We start from the raw sequence: 16,267 nt of genomic DNA, 5'->3' as shown, positions 1-16,267 counted from the left end.
ACTTAAGAAAAATTGTCCATTCCAGCAATCCACTGAGTAAGTTGTTCTTGATTATTGGAAATATGGTTGTCCAAATTAGAGGAAGATTTACCCGATTGACTATAAGAATATACATCGTTTAGCATTGTTTTAGCGTCACTACTTATATTATCGTTTGCGAGTAACGATTGAATGAGGCGCTCTAATTGCTCGCATTCTGAAACTGTCCCGCAGCAATCACTTTGGTGGTTGACTAAAATATCTTTCAGCACTTCTAATTGATGTTGTTGATTAATTGGCATGAACGGATCATCCTTTCGATTGTTTTTCTCTTCAAATGTAAGAGAAAAAGCTGTTTCGTCATGGAATGTTTAATGCTGTATGTAGTTTTTATCAAAATGGTACATCTTATACTTGAAAGAAACGGACCGAGTGCTCGTACGTACTTGGTTTTTTGTTTGGTAGATTGATTAAAAAACAGAAAGAAGGAATTATTCCTTTAAAATAGTTTTGTAAAGAGAGGGAGACATCTATGCGTTTAAGACATAAACCATATGCAATGGATCGAATTAATGAGTATTCACATATCGTAATCGGAAACCCAGAGGAGCGCGCTGGTAATTGGAAAGAAGTATTTGGAAATGAACAACCAATTCATATTGAAGTAGGTACAGGTCGTGGCCGCTTTATGTATGATATGGCAAAAGCGAATCCACATATTAATTATATTGGAATTGAAAAATTCACAAGTGTTGTTGTAGATGCACTTGATAAATTAATTGAAGAAGAAGTGCCGAACTTAAAGTTAATTAATAAAGATGCTGAAGATTTAACAGTTTTCTTTGCAAAAGGTGAGATTGATCGCGTTTATTTAAACTTCTCAGATCCATGGCCAAAGAAGCGTCATACGAAGCGTCGTTTAACGTATAAAACGTTTTTACGCAATTATGAAGAAGTGTTAGTAGAAGGCGGAGAAATTCATTTCAAAACAGATAATCAAGGTTTATTTGAATATTCTCTTATGAGTATGGCTGAGTATGGTATGTTACTAACGTACTTAAGCTTAGATCTTCATAACAGCGACTTTGAAGGTAACATCATGACTGAATACGAAGAGAAATTCTCTAGTAAAGGTCATCGTATTTACCGAGTTGAAGCAAAATATCGTACAGAGCCTATGCAGTAATGCATAGGTTTTTTTACATCTAAAATAATCAGAATTTTATGTTAAGATTAATTGAAAGGGGGATGTGTAATGGAACAGTTACAAATTGGAGATATAAAAGTAACGTGGTTAAAAGGCGGAAATACACATTTAGATGGAGGGGCAATGTTTGGTGTTGTGCCGAAAGTACTTTGGTCACGTAAATATAAACATAATGACACACATCATATTTACTTACGAACAGATCCGTTACTTTTACAAACGAAAGATGGAAATATGCTCATTGATTCAGGAATAGGAAACGGTAAGTTGAATGAGAAGATGAAACGAAATCAAGGTGTAACAGAAGAATCATCGGTTTATGAATCGTTAGAAAAACAGGGATTAAAGCCTGAAGATATTCAATATGTTTTAATGACACATCTTCATTTTGATCATGCATCTGGTCTAACAAAATGGGAAGATGATCACCTTGTGCCGGCATTTCCAAATGCGAAAGTTTACGTAAGTGAAACAGAATGGAATGAAATGAGGAATCCAAACATTAGATCACGTAATACATATTGGAAGGAAAATTGGGAGCCAATTGTAGATCAAGTTGTTACGTTCCAGCAAGAAATAGAAATTACAGATGAAATCAAGATGGCGCATACGGGTGGGCATAGTGATGGACATGCAGTCATCGCTTTGGAGAGTCAAGGGGAAACGATGCTACATTTAGCAGATCTCTTGCCGACGCACGCGCATCAAAATGTATTATGGGTAATGGCATACGATGATTATCCGATGACCTCGATTGAAAATAAACAAAAGTGGATGAAGTATGGTGCTGACAAAGAGGCGTGGTTTACGTTTTATCATGATGCATATTATCGTGCTGTGAAGTGGAATGAGGAAGGGCATATCGTAGAAAAAATAGAACGGAAAACGAGTATAGAAGCATAAAAATAGGAAGTTGTTCCATCATATTTATTGGAGCAGCTTCTTTTTTATTGTGGGGTTTTGTCGGTAAGTCGATATATTTAAAAAATCGCCGATATAATTTGAGTTGCGCTGATATATTCGAAAAATCGCTGATATAATTTTAAACAATACTCGCAATTTCAAAAAAATAAGAGGTTCACCTAATGGGAACCCTCCGTTTTATGCTGCTATAACCTCTAAAACAGTACCTGTTTTAGCATCAACTAAAAATTCAAATCGTTCTTGTATATCATCTAACATTGTTGTAAGACCGCCGCGATAAACTTCATATGCGACATCATATTTTTCAAATGTCTCTGGAACCATATGTACCCAAGAGCCAGTAATTTCACCTTTATGACTTAATGCTTGTTTCACCATTTTCAATGCTTTTTCTGAAGAAATATGGGATTGTTCTTGTACTTTGTTTGCAACGAGATAACCAGCTGCGAACCCAACGCCAAGACCTGCTACTAAACCTTTCCAGCTCATATATTCACCTCAATTCTATAAAATAAAAATAGTGTACCAATAATAATTATAAAGCAAATACAGCTAAAAAAGAAGAAACTAGAAACATTTCGAAAATTTCGTTACAATAAAAGAGGTATTCTACTAAGGTTTGAAAGAAGGGGACTTCGTGAATAAAGAGACATTGCAATTATTTCGTACGTTAACAGAATTACAAGGTGCATCAGGTTTTGAACATGATGTACGCCGTTTTATGAAACAAGAATTAAGCAAATATGCGGATGAAATTGTACAAGACGGTTTAGGTAGCGTATTTGGTCTGAAAAAAGGGGACGAAACTGGCCCGCGTGTTCTTGTAGCAGGTCATATGGATGAAGTAGGTTTCATGGTTACGCAAATTACGAAAAACGGAATGCTTCGTTTTCAAACGTTAGGCGGCTGGTGGAGCCAAGTTTTATTAGCGCAGCGTGTACAAGTTATGACGAAGAATGGTCCTGTTATTGGGGTTGTTGGTTCTATTCCTCCTCATTTATTAAGTGACGCGCAACGTGCAAAACCGATGGATATAAAAAATATGTTAATTGATATAGGTGCAGATAGTTATGAAGATGCGATTGAAATTGGTGTAAAACCGGGACAACAAATCGTGCCGATTTGCCCATTCACACCGATGGCAAATGAGAAGAAAATTATGGCGAAAGCTTGGGACAACCGTTACGGATGTGGTCTTGCAATCGAATTGTTAAAAGAGTTAAAAGATGAAACATTACCAAACACATTATATTCTGGTGCTACTGTACAAGAAGAAGTAGGCCTTCGCGGAGCGCAAACCGCTGCAAATATGATTCAACCAGACATTTTCTATGCGCTTGATGCAAGTCCAGCAAACGATGCATCTGGTGACAAAACGCAGTTCGGTCAATTAGGAAAAGGTGCCCTTCTTCGTATTTACGATCGCACGATGGTAACACATAGAGGAATGCGCGAATTCATTTTAGATACAGCAGAAACAAACAACATTCCGTACCAATACTTTATTTCACAAGGTGGTACAGATGCTGGCCGTGTACATACAAGTAACTCTGGTATCCCATCAGCAGTAATTGGTGTTTGCGCACGCTACATTCATACACATGCTTCAATTTTACATGTTGATGATTATGCAGCGGCGAAAGAATTAATTACGAAGCTTGTAAGAACAACAGATAAAACGACGTTAGAGACAATTAAGAATAACGCGTAGAGAAGAAGGGCGAAAAACCCTTCTTTTTTTAGATTGAAGAGATGGCCCATCCATGAGTGGGAGCGGTCAGTGCCTAATTGGTGCTCGAATGTTGTATTAAGACCCTGGATAGGAAAAGAGAGGAAGGCTGTTTTTGTTTTTGAAGACGGTAATGTTGCTAGAAAAAACCTTCTTTTTTAGGCTGAATAGATGACTTGGTGATATGTGGTAGTGGTTGATACTTAATTCGTATCTGATGCGGATATTAGAATAGAATGATGAATTTTTATAGAGGTGAACGAAATGAAGGTAGTAGTTGGATCGAAGAATAAAACGAAGGTTGGCGCTGTGGAGAAGGTTTGGAAAGATGCTGAAATTACATCTCTTTCTGTTCCTTCAGGAGTAGCAAATCAGCCGTTTTCAGATGAAGAGACGATGCAAGGAGCGATTAATAGAGCGAAGCGAGCGCTAGAGGAAGGAGGAGCTCAAATTGGTATTGGGCTAGAAGGCGGTGTAATGAAAACGGAGTACGGTTTATTTATGTGTAATTGGGGCGCGCTAGCAACAAGTGATGGTAAAATATTTGTTGCCGGCGGGGCACGTATTACGTTACCGGATGATTTTTTAGCACCTCTTGAAGAGGGCAAGGAGTTAAGTGAAGTGATGGAAGAGTTTGTACAGAGAAAAGATATTCGTAGTCACGAAGGTGCAATCGGTATTTTTACAGATGATTATGTTGATCGCACGGAATTATTTGTACACGTTGTTAAGTTACTTGTTGGGCAATATAAGTATGACAAAAAGCAAGCATAAACCTTGCACCATGCGTGATGTATGGTAGTATAAAAGAAAGATTATAACATGAAAACATGCACTCGTTAGAGGAGGAAATATAGATGAAGTCATTAGAAAGCATGGAGCAATTCCAACAATTAAAAAATGAAGAGAATGTAGTCTTTATGTTCTCAGCAGAATGGTGCCCAGACTGCCGTTTTGTAGACCCATTTATGCCAGAAGTAGAAGAGAAATATAGTGATTTCTCATTTTACTATGTAGATCGTGATGAGTTTATTGATCTATGTGTAAAATTAGACGTATTTGGCATTCCGAGCTTTGTAGCGTACAATAAGGGTGAAGAAACGGGTCGCTATGTAAACAAAGATCGTAAAACACAAGAACAAATCGAAGAGTTTATTGAAGGTTTAAAATAAGGCAATTTGCCAATTGAATTGTAAAACAACCTCTACCTTCGCGGGGGAGGTTATTTTTTTGGAAGGGAGGAAAAAGAGATGAAGATGACAAGTAAAAAGATGAAAGACGAGTTAATGAAGAAATTATCTCGCCCAGAATGGGACTTTCAGTATGATAGCGAGAAAGAAGTTCTACGTATTGAACAGAAAGACTCTAAAAAAGGTATTAACGTATCGCTTCCAGGAGTTGTGGCAAAATGGGAAGTGAATAAAGAAAAAGCAATTGAAGAGGTTGCTTATTATGTACAAGAAGCGCTAATTGCGATGCATAAAGAAGAAAATAGCGGAGCGAAAATTTTACCTGTTATTCGCTCTACTTCTTTCCCGAAACAAGCAGAAGAAGGAAATCCGTTTATTATGACGGATCATACGGCGGAAACACGTATTTACTATGCGTTAGATTCGAATAAAACGTATCGACTAATCGATGAGCGTCTGTTACAAAAATTAGAACTTACAGAACAGCAAGTACGTGAAATGGCATTATTCAATGCTCGTTCATTAGGTTATGAATTTAAACAAGACACAGTAGCGGGTAATACATTCTACTTTTTAAACACAAATGATGGATATGACGCGACGCGTATTTTAAACGAATCGTTACTACAATCGATGCGTGAAAAGATTTCTGGTGACATGGTTGTTGCTGTTCCTCACCAAGATGTATTAATTATTGCTGATATCGTTAACGAAATCGGTTATGATATTATTGCACAAATGACAATGAAATTTTTTGCCGAAGGGCATGTTCCGATTACATCACTTTCATTCGTATATGAAGATGGAGAGTTTGAACCAATCTTTATTTTAGCGAAAAATCGGAAGAAGACAGATGGAAAAGAGAAAGGATGAACGAAGTGAACGTTTTTTACAACCTTGAAGGAATTGGTGACACTTTAATTGTTGCCTTACAAGATATTACTTTAGAGAACCGTACTTTTGATCGCAAAGGAGATGTTGCTCGCGTTTATGATCGTGAAAGCAACGTAACGGGAGGATTCAACATCTTTAATGCATCTTCTTATTTAGAAGTAACAGAAACAGGTAACCTTACATTAACGAAAGAGCTTGTTGAGAAAATCAACGAAATTTTAGCGAAGAACGGCTTTGAAGAAACAGTAGAAGCAGATCTTTCTCCGAAATTTGTTGTAGGTTATGTAGCTGAAAAAGAAAAGCATCCAAATGCTGATAAGTTAAACATCTGTAAAGTAGAAATCGGTACAGAAACATTACAAATCGTATGTGGCGCACCAAACGTTGATGCAGGACAAAAAGTTGTCGTTGCAAAAATCGGTGCTGTAATGCCGAGCGGTATGTTAATCAAGCCAGCTGAGCTTCGCGGTGTTCCTTCTTCTGGAATGATCTGCTCTGCACGTGAATTAGAGCTTCCAGACGCTCCACAAGAAAAAGGTATTCTTGTATTAGAAGATAGTTTTGAAGTTGGACAAGAATTTAAATTTTAATTGATATAAGAAAAGAGAGGTTGTCCTTTTGGGCAGCCTCTCTTTTTTGTCATTTTTGTTGGTAAGTCGAAATTTCGTGTTGAATTGTTGATATATTGAGAGTTGTGATAGATACACTCAAAAAATCGTAAATATGGTCAGGGTGTCACCTTTTGTCTTAAAATCTATATTGTATTTTATAAACAAACTAGTTAAAATTTAGAAAAATAGAAGGGGATAGACGTATGAAACAACAACCAAAAATCGCAGAACTTCTAAAACGAATTGAAACTTCAAAACAGCAAGATGTTGAACTAGGTACTTATGAAATATATGTGTTTAGTGAAAGTGAATTAGAAAAAGGACAAATCGGTTACCGATATGATAAACATAAAAAGTCATTAATAAGTGAAGAAAACGGAAAGTGGCAAGAAGGATGGATTGCAATTGGATATGAAACGGATATGGGCGATCCAGTTTTCGTAAATATAGATGATGACGCTTATCCAGTTTATACTGCAGAACGTGGTACAGAAACATGGCAGCCAGTTTATATTGGAAATATGGATGAGATTATAGGGCAATTATAAGAAAAACTTTGAATCCGGTGCAAAGTGATGGGAGAGAAGTATGAAGTATATAAAAATAATGAGCATGATTGCATTCATTGGAATATATATGGCCGGTTGTTCACAAGAGCAGCCGAAAAAAGAAACTACATCTTCTATACAAGAGAAAAACAAAGATACCAAAGAAGACGCACCGGTAGAAAAGCAGCAAGAACAAGAAAAGAACGAAGAATCGCAAGTAGAACAGAGGCAAGAGGAAGTATCAGCCGAGGAAAAGAAAGAAGAAACTACAACGGTGCAGCCAATTGAGCAACCAGTGCAAAATAATGAACAAAAAGTAGAGAGTAATGAAAAGCAAGGAAAGTTTCTCGTCGTTATTGATCCAGGGCATCAACAAAAAGCGAATTTAAATTTAGAGCCGATTGGACCAGGGGCAACAACGCAAAAATATAAAGTGACAGACGGTACAACAGGTGTTGTGACGAAAAAGAGAGAGGCTGTACTTGTATTAGAAATGGCTTTTTTATTAAAAGAAAAGCTTGAAGCAAAAGGGATACAAGTGTTAATGACGAGAATATCACAAGACGTTGATATAAGTAATAAAGAACGGGCGACATTCGCAAATAATCATAAGGCTAATTTATTTTTACGTCTTCATGCAGATGGTTCTGAAAATCCAAACCAAAGTGGATTTGCTGTATTGACGCCGGCAGAAGGAAGTCCGTATACGAAAGAGATTTATGCGGAAAGTCTTCAAATCTCTCAAACGATAGTAAATAAAATGAGAGAAAATCAGCAAGTGAAAGTAAATGGAATTAAATTTAGGGATGACCTTTCTGGATTCAATTGGTCCAAAGTACCTGGCGTACTATTAGAACTTGGGTTTATGTCAAACTATGAAGAAGATAAAAAATTATCTGACCCGCAGTATGTAAATTCTTTATTGCAAAGTGTAACGGATAGTGTAGATGCATATCGGAAGAGTAAAGCTTAAGCGCAGTCTTACATGAAAGGCTGCGTTTTTCCATATGAAAACACTCGTAAATTAGAATATTGTGGATAAATATGACATGCTTAATTTTACCTGCACTTTTTGCCGAATGCTGATACAATAAAGGATGTTACTATTTAGTAGAAAGAGTGGTAAGCATGTTAGATTGGATGAAAAAGCTGTTTAACAAAGAGGAAGAACAAACAGCGATGAATAAAGAAGTACCAAAGCAAATTGAAAGTCAGCCGAAAATTCCTCGTGTAAACCACTACACTGAAGCAAGAGAAGCACAAATGGCAAGTAGGAATGCAGGTAAATGCCGTTTTCCTTTAGTACCGGATAATGGGTTCGATGAAGAGGATGAAAGCGAAGTAAATCACTTTGAAGAACAACCTGTTCAAGGAGTAGCATATGAAGAACCGACTGCCCAAAGAGGAATAAAGGTGGAAAGAAGCAGACGACCGTATGTGGAAAAGGTAGTTTCTACATATGAAGAGCCGGAAGTGCAATATGAACCGGTGCGGGAGTCTGTCGTTAAAAAGGCATCTGCACCTTCGCAAGAGAGTAACCGTAGACCATTTCGTCCAACAGAAATGATTTCGCCAATTTATGGATATAATCGTCCTTCAGTAGAGAAAAAGGTTGAAAAGCAGGAGGAAGTAAAAGAAAGAGAAGATCTTGAAATATCTGTAGAGGGAAAAGCAGTTGTTGATGCATGGTTAGAGAAAAAAGGATATAAATTATCTGATTTCTCAGAAGGACAAGCAACGTCTTCTGCTCCAGGTGAAGTAGTTGAACAGAAAGGCCAACAGGGCAAAAAAGAAGAAAAATCAGTTGTTGATCAATGGCTAGAGAAAAACGGTTATGAAATTGAACGCCAAGTGCCTTTAGTAGAAGAAAAAGAAGTGATTAAAGAAATGAGTACACCGCAGGAAGTTTCAGCGGATGAATTACTTCATAAAACAGTAGCTGAGCAGATGGAAAGTGCTAAGCTAGAAAAAGATGTAGTGGTGTTAAACGAAAACAATCTACAAGGAGAATTAGTGGCTTCTAAAGTAGAGCATGAGGATACAATATTATCAGAAGAAATTAAACGTAATACAGAAATAAAACAACCTACTATTGAAGTAGAAAAGCAAGCTCCAGAAGAATCAGTGATTGTCAAAGCAGAAGAAAAACTTGAAGAAACAATCATTGTGGAAATACCAGAAGAGCTAGAAGAAGTAGAAGTAATTGCAGAAACAGAAGAGCTAGAAGAAGTAGAAGTAATCGCAGAAGCAGAAGATTCAGAAGAAGTGGAAGTAATTGCGGAAACAGAAGAGCTAGAAGAAGTGGAAGTAATCGCAGAAACAGAAGAAGTAGAAGTGATTGCAGAAACAGAAGAATCAGAAGAAGTGGAAGTAATTGCAGAAACGGAAGAGTCAGAAGAAGTAGAAGTGATTGCAGAAACGGAAGAGTCAGAAGAAGTAGAAGTAATTGTGGAAACGGAAGAGCTAGAAGAAGTGGAAGTAATTGCGGAAACAGAAGAGCTAGAAGAAGTAGAAGTAATCGCAGAAGCAGAAGATTCAGAAGAAGTGGAAGTAATTGCGGAAACAGAAGAGCTAGAAGAAGTGGAAGTAATTGCGGAAACAGAAGAGCTAGAAGAAGTAGAAGTAATTGCGGAAACGGAAGAGCTAGAAGAAGTGGAAGTAATTGCGGAAACAGAAGAGCTAGAAGAAGTAGAAGTGATCGCAGAAACAAAAGCGCCTGTAGTAGAGACATTTGTAGCACTTGAGGAAATTCAGCAAGAAGATGAAGTAATTGAACAAAACAGTGAATTCATACATGTAGCTGAGGCTGATGAACAGACAAAGAACGATGTTCAAAGCTTTGCGAATGTTTTAATTGCAGAAACAGAAGAAAATAAACGAGTTGTAGAAGAAGCACCGGTCGTAGAAGAGCAATCAGTTGAAGAAGAAGTGCCGGTCGTAGAAGAACAACCCGTTGTAAAAAAAGAAGAACCAAAACGTGAGAAAAAGCGTCATGTACCATTTAATGTTGTTATGTTGAAACAAGATAGAACACGATTAATGGAAAGACATGCAGTTAGAGCAAATGCAATGCAGCCTTCTGCTAATGTACGAGTAGAGAATAAGCCAGTACAACAAGAGGTAGCAGAACCACAAGTGGAAGAAAGCCCAGTGCAGCAAGTAGTAGCAGAACCACAAGTGAAAGAAAGCCCAGTGCAGCAAGTAGTAGCAGAACCACAAGTGGAAGAAAGCCCAGTGCAGCAAGTAGTAGCAAAGCCACAAGTAGAAGAACAACCAATGCAGCAAGTAGTAGTAGAACCACAAGTGGAAGAAAGCCCAGTGCAGCAAGTAGTAGCAGAACCACAAGTGGAAGAACAACCAATGCAGCAAGTAGTAGCAGAACCACAAGTGGAAGAACAACCAATGCAGCAAGTAGTAGCAGAACCACAAGTGGAAGAGCAACCAATGCAACAAGTAGTGGTAGAGCAAGTACAAAAGTCAATTTCAAGTACAGAACCAAAAGAGAAAGCATATGTTGTAAATCAAAGAGAGAACGATATGCGAAATGTATTGCACACCCCACCGACATATACTGTTCCGCCATTAGCGTTGTTGTCAATTCCACAGCAATCAGCGCTAGATAATACAGAATGGTTAGATGAGCAAAAAGAATTATTAGATACAACGTTTAATAATTTTCATGTTGGAGCACATGTTATTAATGTATCGCAAGGGCCAGCAGTAACTCGTTTTGAAGTGCAACCAGACCCAGGCGTGAAAGTAAATAAAATTACAAATTTAAGTGATGATATTAAGTTAAGTTTAGCTGCGAAAGATATTCGTATTGAAGCGCCGATTCCAGGAAAGAGTGCAATTGGAATTGAAGTTCCAAATAAAGAAAGTAAGCCAGTATTTCTTCGCGAGATTTTAAGAAGTCCTGTGTTTACAAAGAGCGAATCACCGCTTACAGTTGCGCTTGGACTTGATATTTCAGGGGATCCAATTGTAACGGATATTCGAAAAATGCCGCACGGACTTATTGCGGGTGCGACGGGTTCAGGTAAAAGCGTGTGTATTAACGCGATTTTAACGAGTATTTTATATAAAGCAAAACCACATGAAGTGAAGTTAATGTTAATTGATCCGAAGATGGTTGAGCTTGCACCATACAATTCTGTTCCGCATCTTGTAGCACCTGTTATTACGGATGTAAAAGCAGCGACAGCTGCGTTAAAGTGGGCAGTTGATGAGATGGAGCGTCGTTATGAATTGTTTGCGCATGCTGGTGCTCGTGATTTAACTCGCTATAATACAATTGTAAGTGAGCGAGATATTCCAGGTGAGACATTACCTTATATCGTTATCGTTATTGATGAGTTAGCCGATTTAATGATGGTAGCACCAGGTGATGTTGAGGAAGCAATTTGTCGTATTGCGCAAAAAGCACGTGCTTGTGGTATTCATTTATTAGTTGCGACGCAGCGTCCATCTGTAGATGTTATTACAGGTTTAATTAAATCAAATATTCCAACGCGTATTGCGTTTACTGTATCATCTCAAGTTGATTCACGTACGATTATCGATATTGGGGGCGCGGAAAAATTACTTGGCCGTGGTGATATGTTATTTTTAGGGAACGGTACATCTAAGCCAGTTCGTGTACAAGGTGTATATGTATCGGATGATGAGATTGAAAAAACAGTTGATCATGTGAGAAAGCAAATGAAGCCGAATTACTTATTTAAGCAAGAGGATTTATTAGCGAAAACAGAACAGGCTGAGTCGGAAGATGAACTGTTCTTTGATGCATGTCAATTTGTTGTAGAACAAGGGGGAGCGTCCACATCTTCTGTACAGCGAAAATTCCGTATTGGTTATAATCGCGCAGCACGTCTCATTGAAGAGATGGAATCGCAAGGGATTATTTCTGAAGCGAGAGGAACTAAGCCGAGAGATGTCCTTATTTCTGAGGATGAATTTGCTGCTATGCAGGAAACGAATGTATAGTCCACGGTTTTGCTGTATACTAATAGAAAATGTTGGATAGTAAAGTAGGGAGTAAAGCGACATGAAAGAAATTGAATTAAAATTAAAAGGTGAAATAAATCGACTAACAAATAAAACATTTAAATTTGACGAACGCGTTGGGGAAGGTTGGTTCTCCGCCGTTTACTTTTTAAAAACTAGAGAAATTATTGAAGAATTTCGCCCAAAAAGTGTTGTAACGATGCAATTTTTCCAAAAAGAAAATGCAGTTCTTTGCGGAACAGATGAAGTAATTGCATTGCTGCAAACATTCGCTAAAAATCCTGAGGAACTTGAAATTAACTCTTTAAAAGATGGCGATAAAATTAGTCCATTTGAAACAGTGTTAACAATTCATGGTCCTTATGAGAATTTCGGATTTTTAGAAGGTGTTATTGATGGGATTTTAGCTCGTCGTACATCGGTTGCAACAAACGTATATAATGTTGTCCAAGCTGCACGTAGTGTAGATAAAGAAAAACCAGTTATTTTCATGGGAGATCGTGACGATCATTATACACAACAAGCTGGTGACGGTTATGCAGCATACATCGGAGGTATGAGCGCACAAGCGACGCATGCGATGAATGAATGGTGGGGCAGAAGTGGTATGGGAACAATGCCTCACGCATTAATTCAAATGTTTAATGGTGATGTTGTAGAAGCGGCAAAAGCATATCATAAGAAATTCCCAGAAGATGAATTAGTTGTACTAATTGATTACAATAATGATGTTATTACAGATGCACTTCGTGTAGCGCGTGAGTTTGGATCAACATTAAAAGGTGTGCGTGTAGATACGTCTCGCACAATGATTGATCAATACTTTATTCGCCACCCAGAAGTACTTGGAACATTCGATCCACGTGGTGTAAACCCATCGCTCGTATTTGCACTTCGCAAGGCGCTTGATGAAGAAGGATTCCAGCATGTAGACATCGTTGTAACTGGTGGATTTGATGAAAAACGTATTCGTGAATTTGAAGCTCAAAAGGTACCTGTTGACATATACGGGGTAGGAAGTAGCTTGTTAAAAATGAATATTGGCTTTACTGGTGATAATGTAGAATTAAATGGGAAACCAGAAGCAAAAGCTGGTCGTAAATATCGTCCAAACCCACGTTTAGAGCGTGTTCAATTAGAAAAAAGAGAAGATATGTAAAAGAGAGAAAAACTGATAGGTGATTGACCCTATCAGTTTTTCTGTTATCATAGTATAGCGGCTTCTTTTTTGCTATAATGGACTTGTTATGGACATATAAAGAAGTACGTACGAGTTTATCCTGATAAGTGAAGGGAAAGAATAACTTCACTACATCAAAAATGTATGATGATTACCAAAATAAGAAAAGATTCATATACTGTCTTATAGATAGGCCGTTGTATTAGTTCGAAATGTTGGAGGTTCTTTAAGATGACAGTTTACCATTTTGTAGGAATTAAAGGAACAGGAATGAGTTCATTAGCGCAAATTCTTCATGATATGAAGCATACTGTTCAAGGGTCTGATTATGAAAAGCGTTTCTTTACACAAACAGCGTTGGAAAAGCGTAGTATCTCGATCCTTCCTTTTGATAAGAATAATGTAGAAGAAGGACAAGTGATTATTGCAGGAAATGCATTTCCTGATACGCATGAAGAAATCGTAGCAGCAAAAGAATTAAACATCCCAGTCCATCGTTACCATCACTTCTTAGGTGACCTGATGAGCCAATACACAAGTGTTGCTGTAACTGGTGCACACGGAAAAACATCAACAACAGGTTTGTTAGCCCATGTAATGCAAGGTGCACACCCGACATCTTACCTTATTGGAGATGGAACAGGGCATGGGGTAGAAAATAGTAAGTATTTTGTATTTGAAGCTTGTGAGTATCGTCGTCATTTCTTGTCTTACAATCCAGACTATGCAATTATGACGAATATTGATTTTGATCATCCAGATTATTTTGCAGACATCAATGATGTATTCAGTGCATTCCAAGAGATGGCATTGCAAGTGAAAAAAGGCATTATTGCATGTGGAGATGATGAAGAACTTCAAAAAATTCAAGCGAAAGTACCTGTTATTTTCTATGGATTTGGAGAAGATAATGATTTCCAAGCACGTAACATTCAAAAGAGAACAGATGGCACGATATTCGATGTATTCGTTCGTAATACGTACTATGACACGTTCAAAATTACAGGATACGGCAACCATAGCGTATTAAATGCATTAGCAGTAATCGCGCTTTGTCATTATGAAAACGTTGATGTAGAAGCAGTAAAACATCAATTAACAACTTTTGAAGGCGTAAAACGTCGCTTTAATGAAAAGCCGATGGGAGAGCAAGTAATCATCGATGACTACGCACACCATCCGACAGAAATTAATGCAACGATTGAAGCAGCTCGTCAAAAACATCCAGAGCGTGAAGTTGTCGCTGTATTCCAGCCACATACATTCTCACGTACAGAAAAGTTCTTAGATGAGTTCGCAGAAAGCTTAAGCAAAGCTGACCAAGTATACTTATGTGATATTTTCGGATCAGCACGTGAAAACAAAGGTGAATTAACAATCGAAGATCTGCAAAAGCGTATTGACGGTGCAGAATTAATTACAGATACAACAACGGATGTATTAAAGAAACATAAAAACGGCGTTCTAATTTTCATGGGCGCAGGTGACATCCAAAAATTCGAAGCAGCTTACGTAAAAGAAGTTCAAGTTGCAGAGAAATAATAGAAAAGACGCATAGCGGTGGCTGTGCGTCTTTTTTGTTGTGTTCAACTTTTATTTATGTATTGACCTAGAGCTAACTCTAGGTTGTAAGATGAAAATGTAAAAAAAAGGGGGAGAGAACATGTATAAAATCGGTGAAGTAGCAGAATTAACAGGGATGGGCATTCACACTTTGCGCTACTATGAGAAATTAGGTTTATTACCACCACCAACGCGATATAGCGGTATTCGTCAATATACAGAAGGCGATGTACGTTTATTAAAATTTTTATATTCATTAAAACAAACTGGGATGTCATTAGAAGAGATGGCTGAGTTTGCAAGTGATGGGTGCATTATAGAGGAAATTAGGCAGAAGAAAGAGGAAGTACCAGCGAAAGTAAAAAAGAGAATTTCCATTTTAACAACGCACTTGGAGCGATTAAAAGAACAGCAGGAACAATTGCAAAAAGTTGTTCAGCTAACGGAGGAGAAGTTAGAAATTTATTACGGTTTTCTAGAAGAAAAGGACTTGGAGGCTGGCAATGAAAAATAAAGTATATACGCAGTTATTAGGTTTTGCGATATTTACTGGTGGGACATTTAATGCTTCGAAATATGCGGTGCAGTATTTCGAAGCAATTCATATAGCAGCATGGCGTTTTGGGATTGCTGCATTTGTGATGTTATGTTTGTTAAAAATACGAAAAGATTTTGATTTGGAAGTATGGATGCAGAATAGGACCTATTATCTTTTGCTAGGTATTGTCGGTGTATTCGGCTTTAACTTCTTTTTCTTTTTAGGTATGAAATATACAGAAGCTGTTAATGGTGCACTTATTATGGCGACAAATCCTCTCGTTACGACGCTGTTAGCAAGTGTCATTTTACGAGAGAAAATTGTGAAGCGCCAAGCTATTGGAATGTTACTTGCACTAATTGGCGTTGTTTTTGTACTTACACAAGGTTCGTTTACAATACTACAACATTTATCATTTTCAAAAGGGGATTTTTATATTTTATTAGGGAATATTTGCTGGGCGTTATACGGCGTGCTAGGCAGACGGTTTATTAAAACTGGTAATCCAATACAAACGACGACATATACGATGACTATTGGTGCACTTGCCTTTATTATCATATCTTCTACACAAAAAAGTATAGTACCAGTTTTAGAAATTCCTTTGTTGGCATGGGGAGCAATTCTCTTTATGGCAATTGGAATGAGTGTGCTTGGTTACTTATGGTGGAATAATGGAATTGCTCAAATTGGTGCAGCAAGGACATCTTTATTTTTTAATCTAGTGCCTGTTGTTACAATACTTATTTCTTTTATTGGAGGAGTCAATATAACATCTGCACAATCTGTAGGAATGATATTAGTTATTACGGGAGTATCGTATTCTTCTGGTTTTATACAAAGAAAATCAAAAGAAAGTGTTAATATTTAACTTTTTACACCTAAAAATGTTAGAAT

At 37.5% G+C, this 16,267-nt stretch carries 16 protein-coding genes; 14 read left to right on the top strand and 2 right to left on the bottom strand.

The features are described from left to right. Window positions 1-2: 2 nt before the first annotated feature. The gene (locus tag ACW0JX_RS22905) at window positions 3-281 is read right to left on the bottom strand and encodes a YtzH-like family protein (RefSeq protein WP_001122235.1); all 279 of its coding nucleotides are present in this window, start codon (window positions 279-281) and stop codon (window positions 3-5) included. A 230-nt stretch (window positions 282-511) separates the two neighbouring features. Between ACW0JX_RS22905 and trmB the strand changes: the two genes are divergently transcribed. Together trmB and ACW0JX_RS22895 are read left to right on the top strand one after the other, a co-directional pair. Further along, entirely contained in the window at window positions 512-1,165 is a 654-nt protein-coding gene (gene trmB / locus ACW0JX_RS22900; RefSeq protein WP_001239383.1) for a tRNA (guanosine(46)-N7)-methyltransferase TrmB, read from the top strand. 69 nt (window positions 1,166-1,234) lie between these two features. Then, entirely contained in the window at window positions 1,235-2,089 is an 855-nt protein-coding gene (locus ACW0JX_RS22895; protein ID WP_459245087.1) for a YtnP family quorum-quenching lactonase, read from the top strand. 198 nt (window positions 2,090-2,287) lie between these two features. Here the strand turns inward: ACW0JX_RS22895 and ACW0JX_RS22890 are convergent, their stop codons facing one another. Beyond that, window positions 2,288-2,599 (bottom strand): PepSY domain-containing protein, encoded by a 312-nt coding sequence (locus ACW0JX_RS22890; RefSeq protein WP_000118541.1) that lies wholly within the window; start codon window positions 2,597-2,599, stop codon window positions 2,288-2,290. Window positions 2,600-2,747: 148 nt separating this feature from the next. Between ACW0JX_RS22890 and ACW0JX_RS22885 the strand changes: the two genes are divergently transcribed. The 12 genes from ACW0JX_RS22885 to ACW0JX_RS22830 all read left to right on the top strand — a co-directional run bounded on the left by ACW0JX_RS22885 (window position 2,748) and on the right by ACW0JX_RS22830 (window position 16,241). Beyond that, window positions 2,748-3,821, top strand: coding sequence for a M42 family metallopeptidase (locus ACW0JX_RS22885; protein ID WP_001031517.1), 1,074 nt, complete (start codon window positions 2,748-2,750; stop codon window positions 3,819-3,821). Between the two features lie 282 nt (window positions 3,822-4,103). Then, window positions 4,104-4,613 carry a DUF84 family protein gene (locus ACW0JX_RS22880; protein WP_095690125.1) on the top strand — a complete coding sequence of 170 codons (510 nt, stop codon included), beginning with the start codon at window positions 4,104-4,106 and terminating at the stop codon, window positions 4,611-4,613. 83 nt (window positions 4,614-4,696) lie between these two features. Then, the gene (locus ACW0JX_RS22875; RefSeq protein WP_000838193.1) at window positions 4,697-5,011 is read left to right on the top strand and encodes a thioredoxin family protein; all 315 of its coding nucleotides are present in this window, start codon (window positions 4,697-4,699) and stop codon (window positions 5,009-5,011) included. A 78-nt stretch (window positions 5,012-5,089) separates the two neighbouring features. Further along, the gene (locus ACW0JX_RS22870) at window positions 5,090-5,902 is read left to right on the top strand and encodes a DUF1444 domain-containing protein (protein ID WP_000784606.1); all 813 of its coding nucleotides are present in this window, start codon (window positions 5,090-5,092) and stop codon (window positions 5,900-5,902) included. Further along, window positions 5,899-6,513 (top strand): YtpR family tRNA-binding protein, encoded by a 615-nt coding sequence (gene ytpR, locus ACW0JX_RS22865; RefSeq protein WP_001006777.1) that lies wholly within the window; start codon window positions 5,899-5,901, stop codon window positions 6,511-6,513. The genes ACW0JX_RS22870 and ytpR overlap by 4 nt, the downstream gene beginning before the upstream one ends. 224 nt (window positions 6,514-6,737) lie before the next feature. Beyond that, the gene (locus ACW0JX_RS22860) at window positions 6,738-7,082 is read left to right on the top strand and encodes a hypothetical protein (RefSeq protein WP_000813348.1); all 345 of its coding nucleotides are present in this window, start codon (window positions 6,738-6,740) and stop codon (window positions 7,080-7,082) included. A 40-nt stretch (window positions 7,083-7,122) separates the two neighbouring features. Beyond that, on the top strand, window positions 7,123-8,055 hold the full coding sequence (locus ACW0JX_RS22855) for an N-acetylmuramoyl-L-alanine amidase (RefSeq protein ID WP_459245086.1): 933 nt from the start codon (window positions 7,123-7,125) through the stop codon (window positions 8,053-8,055). 155 nt (window positions 8,056-8,210) lie between these two features. Beyond that, complete coding sequence (locus ACW0JX_RS22850; protein WP_459245085.1) at window positions 8,211-12,068, top strand: DNA translocase FtsK; 3,858 nt, start codon at window positions 8,211-8,213, stop codon at window positions 12,066-12,068. A gap of 61 nt (window positions 12,069-12,129) precedes the next feature. Next, window positions 12,130-13,248, top strand: a complete 1,119-nt coding sequence (locus tag ACW0JX_RS22845; protein WP_000658372.1) for a nicotinate phosphoribosyltransferase — start codon at window positions 12,130-12,132, stop codon at window positions 13,246-13,248. Window positions 13,249-13,500: 252 nt separating this feature from the next. Next, window positions 13,501-14,811 carry a UDP-N-acetylmuramate--L-alanine ligase gene (gene murC, locus ACW0JX_RS22840; RefSeq protein ID WP_000219469.1) on the top strand — a complete coding sequence of 437 codons (1,311 nt, stop codon included), beginning with the start codon at window positions 13,501-13,503 and terminating at the stop codon, window positions 14,809-14,811. Between the two features lie 121 nt (window positions 14,812-14,932). After that, complete coding sequence (locus ACW0JX_RS22835; protein WP_000276605.1) at window positions 14,933-15,346, top strand: MerR family transcriptional regulator; 414 nt, start codon at window positions 14,933-14,935, stop codon at window positions 15,344-15,346. Then, on the top strand, window positions 15,336-16,241 hold the full coding sequence (locus ACW0JX_RS22830) for a DMT family transporter (RefSeq protein WP_071731400.1): 906 nt from the start codon (window positions 15,336-15,338) through the stop codon (window positions 16,239-16,241). Before ACW0JX_RS22835 ends, ACW0JX_RS22830 begins: the two co-directional genes overlap by 11 nt. The last annotated feature ends 26 nt before the right edge of the window (window positions 16,242-16,267 follow it).

The sequence above is a fragment of the Bacillus sp. C-3-6 genome, from assembly GCF_054509685.1.
This window is presented reverse-complemented; position numbering and strand designations above follow the sequence as displayed.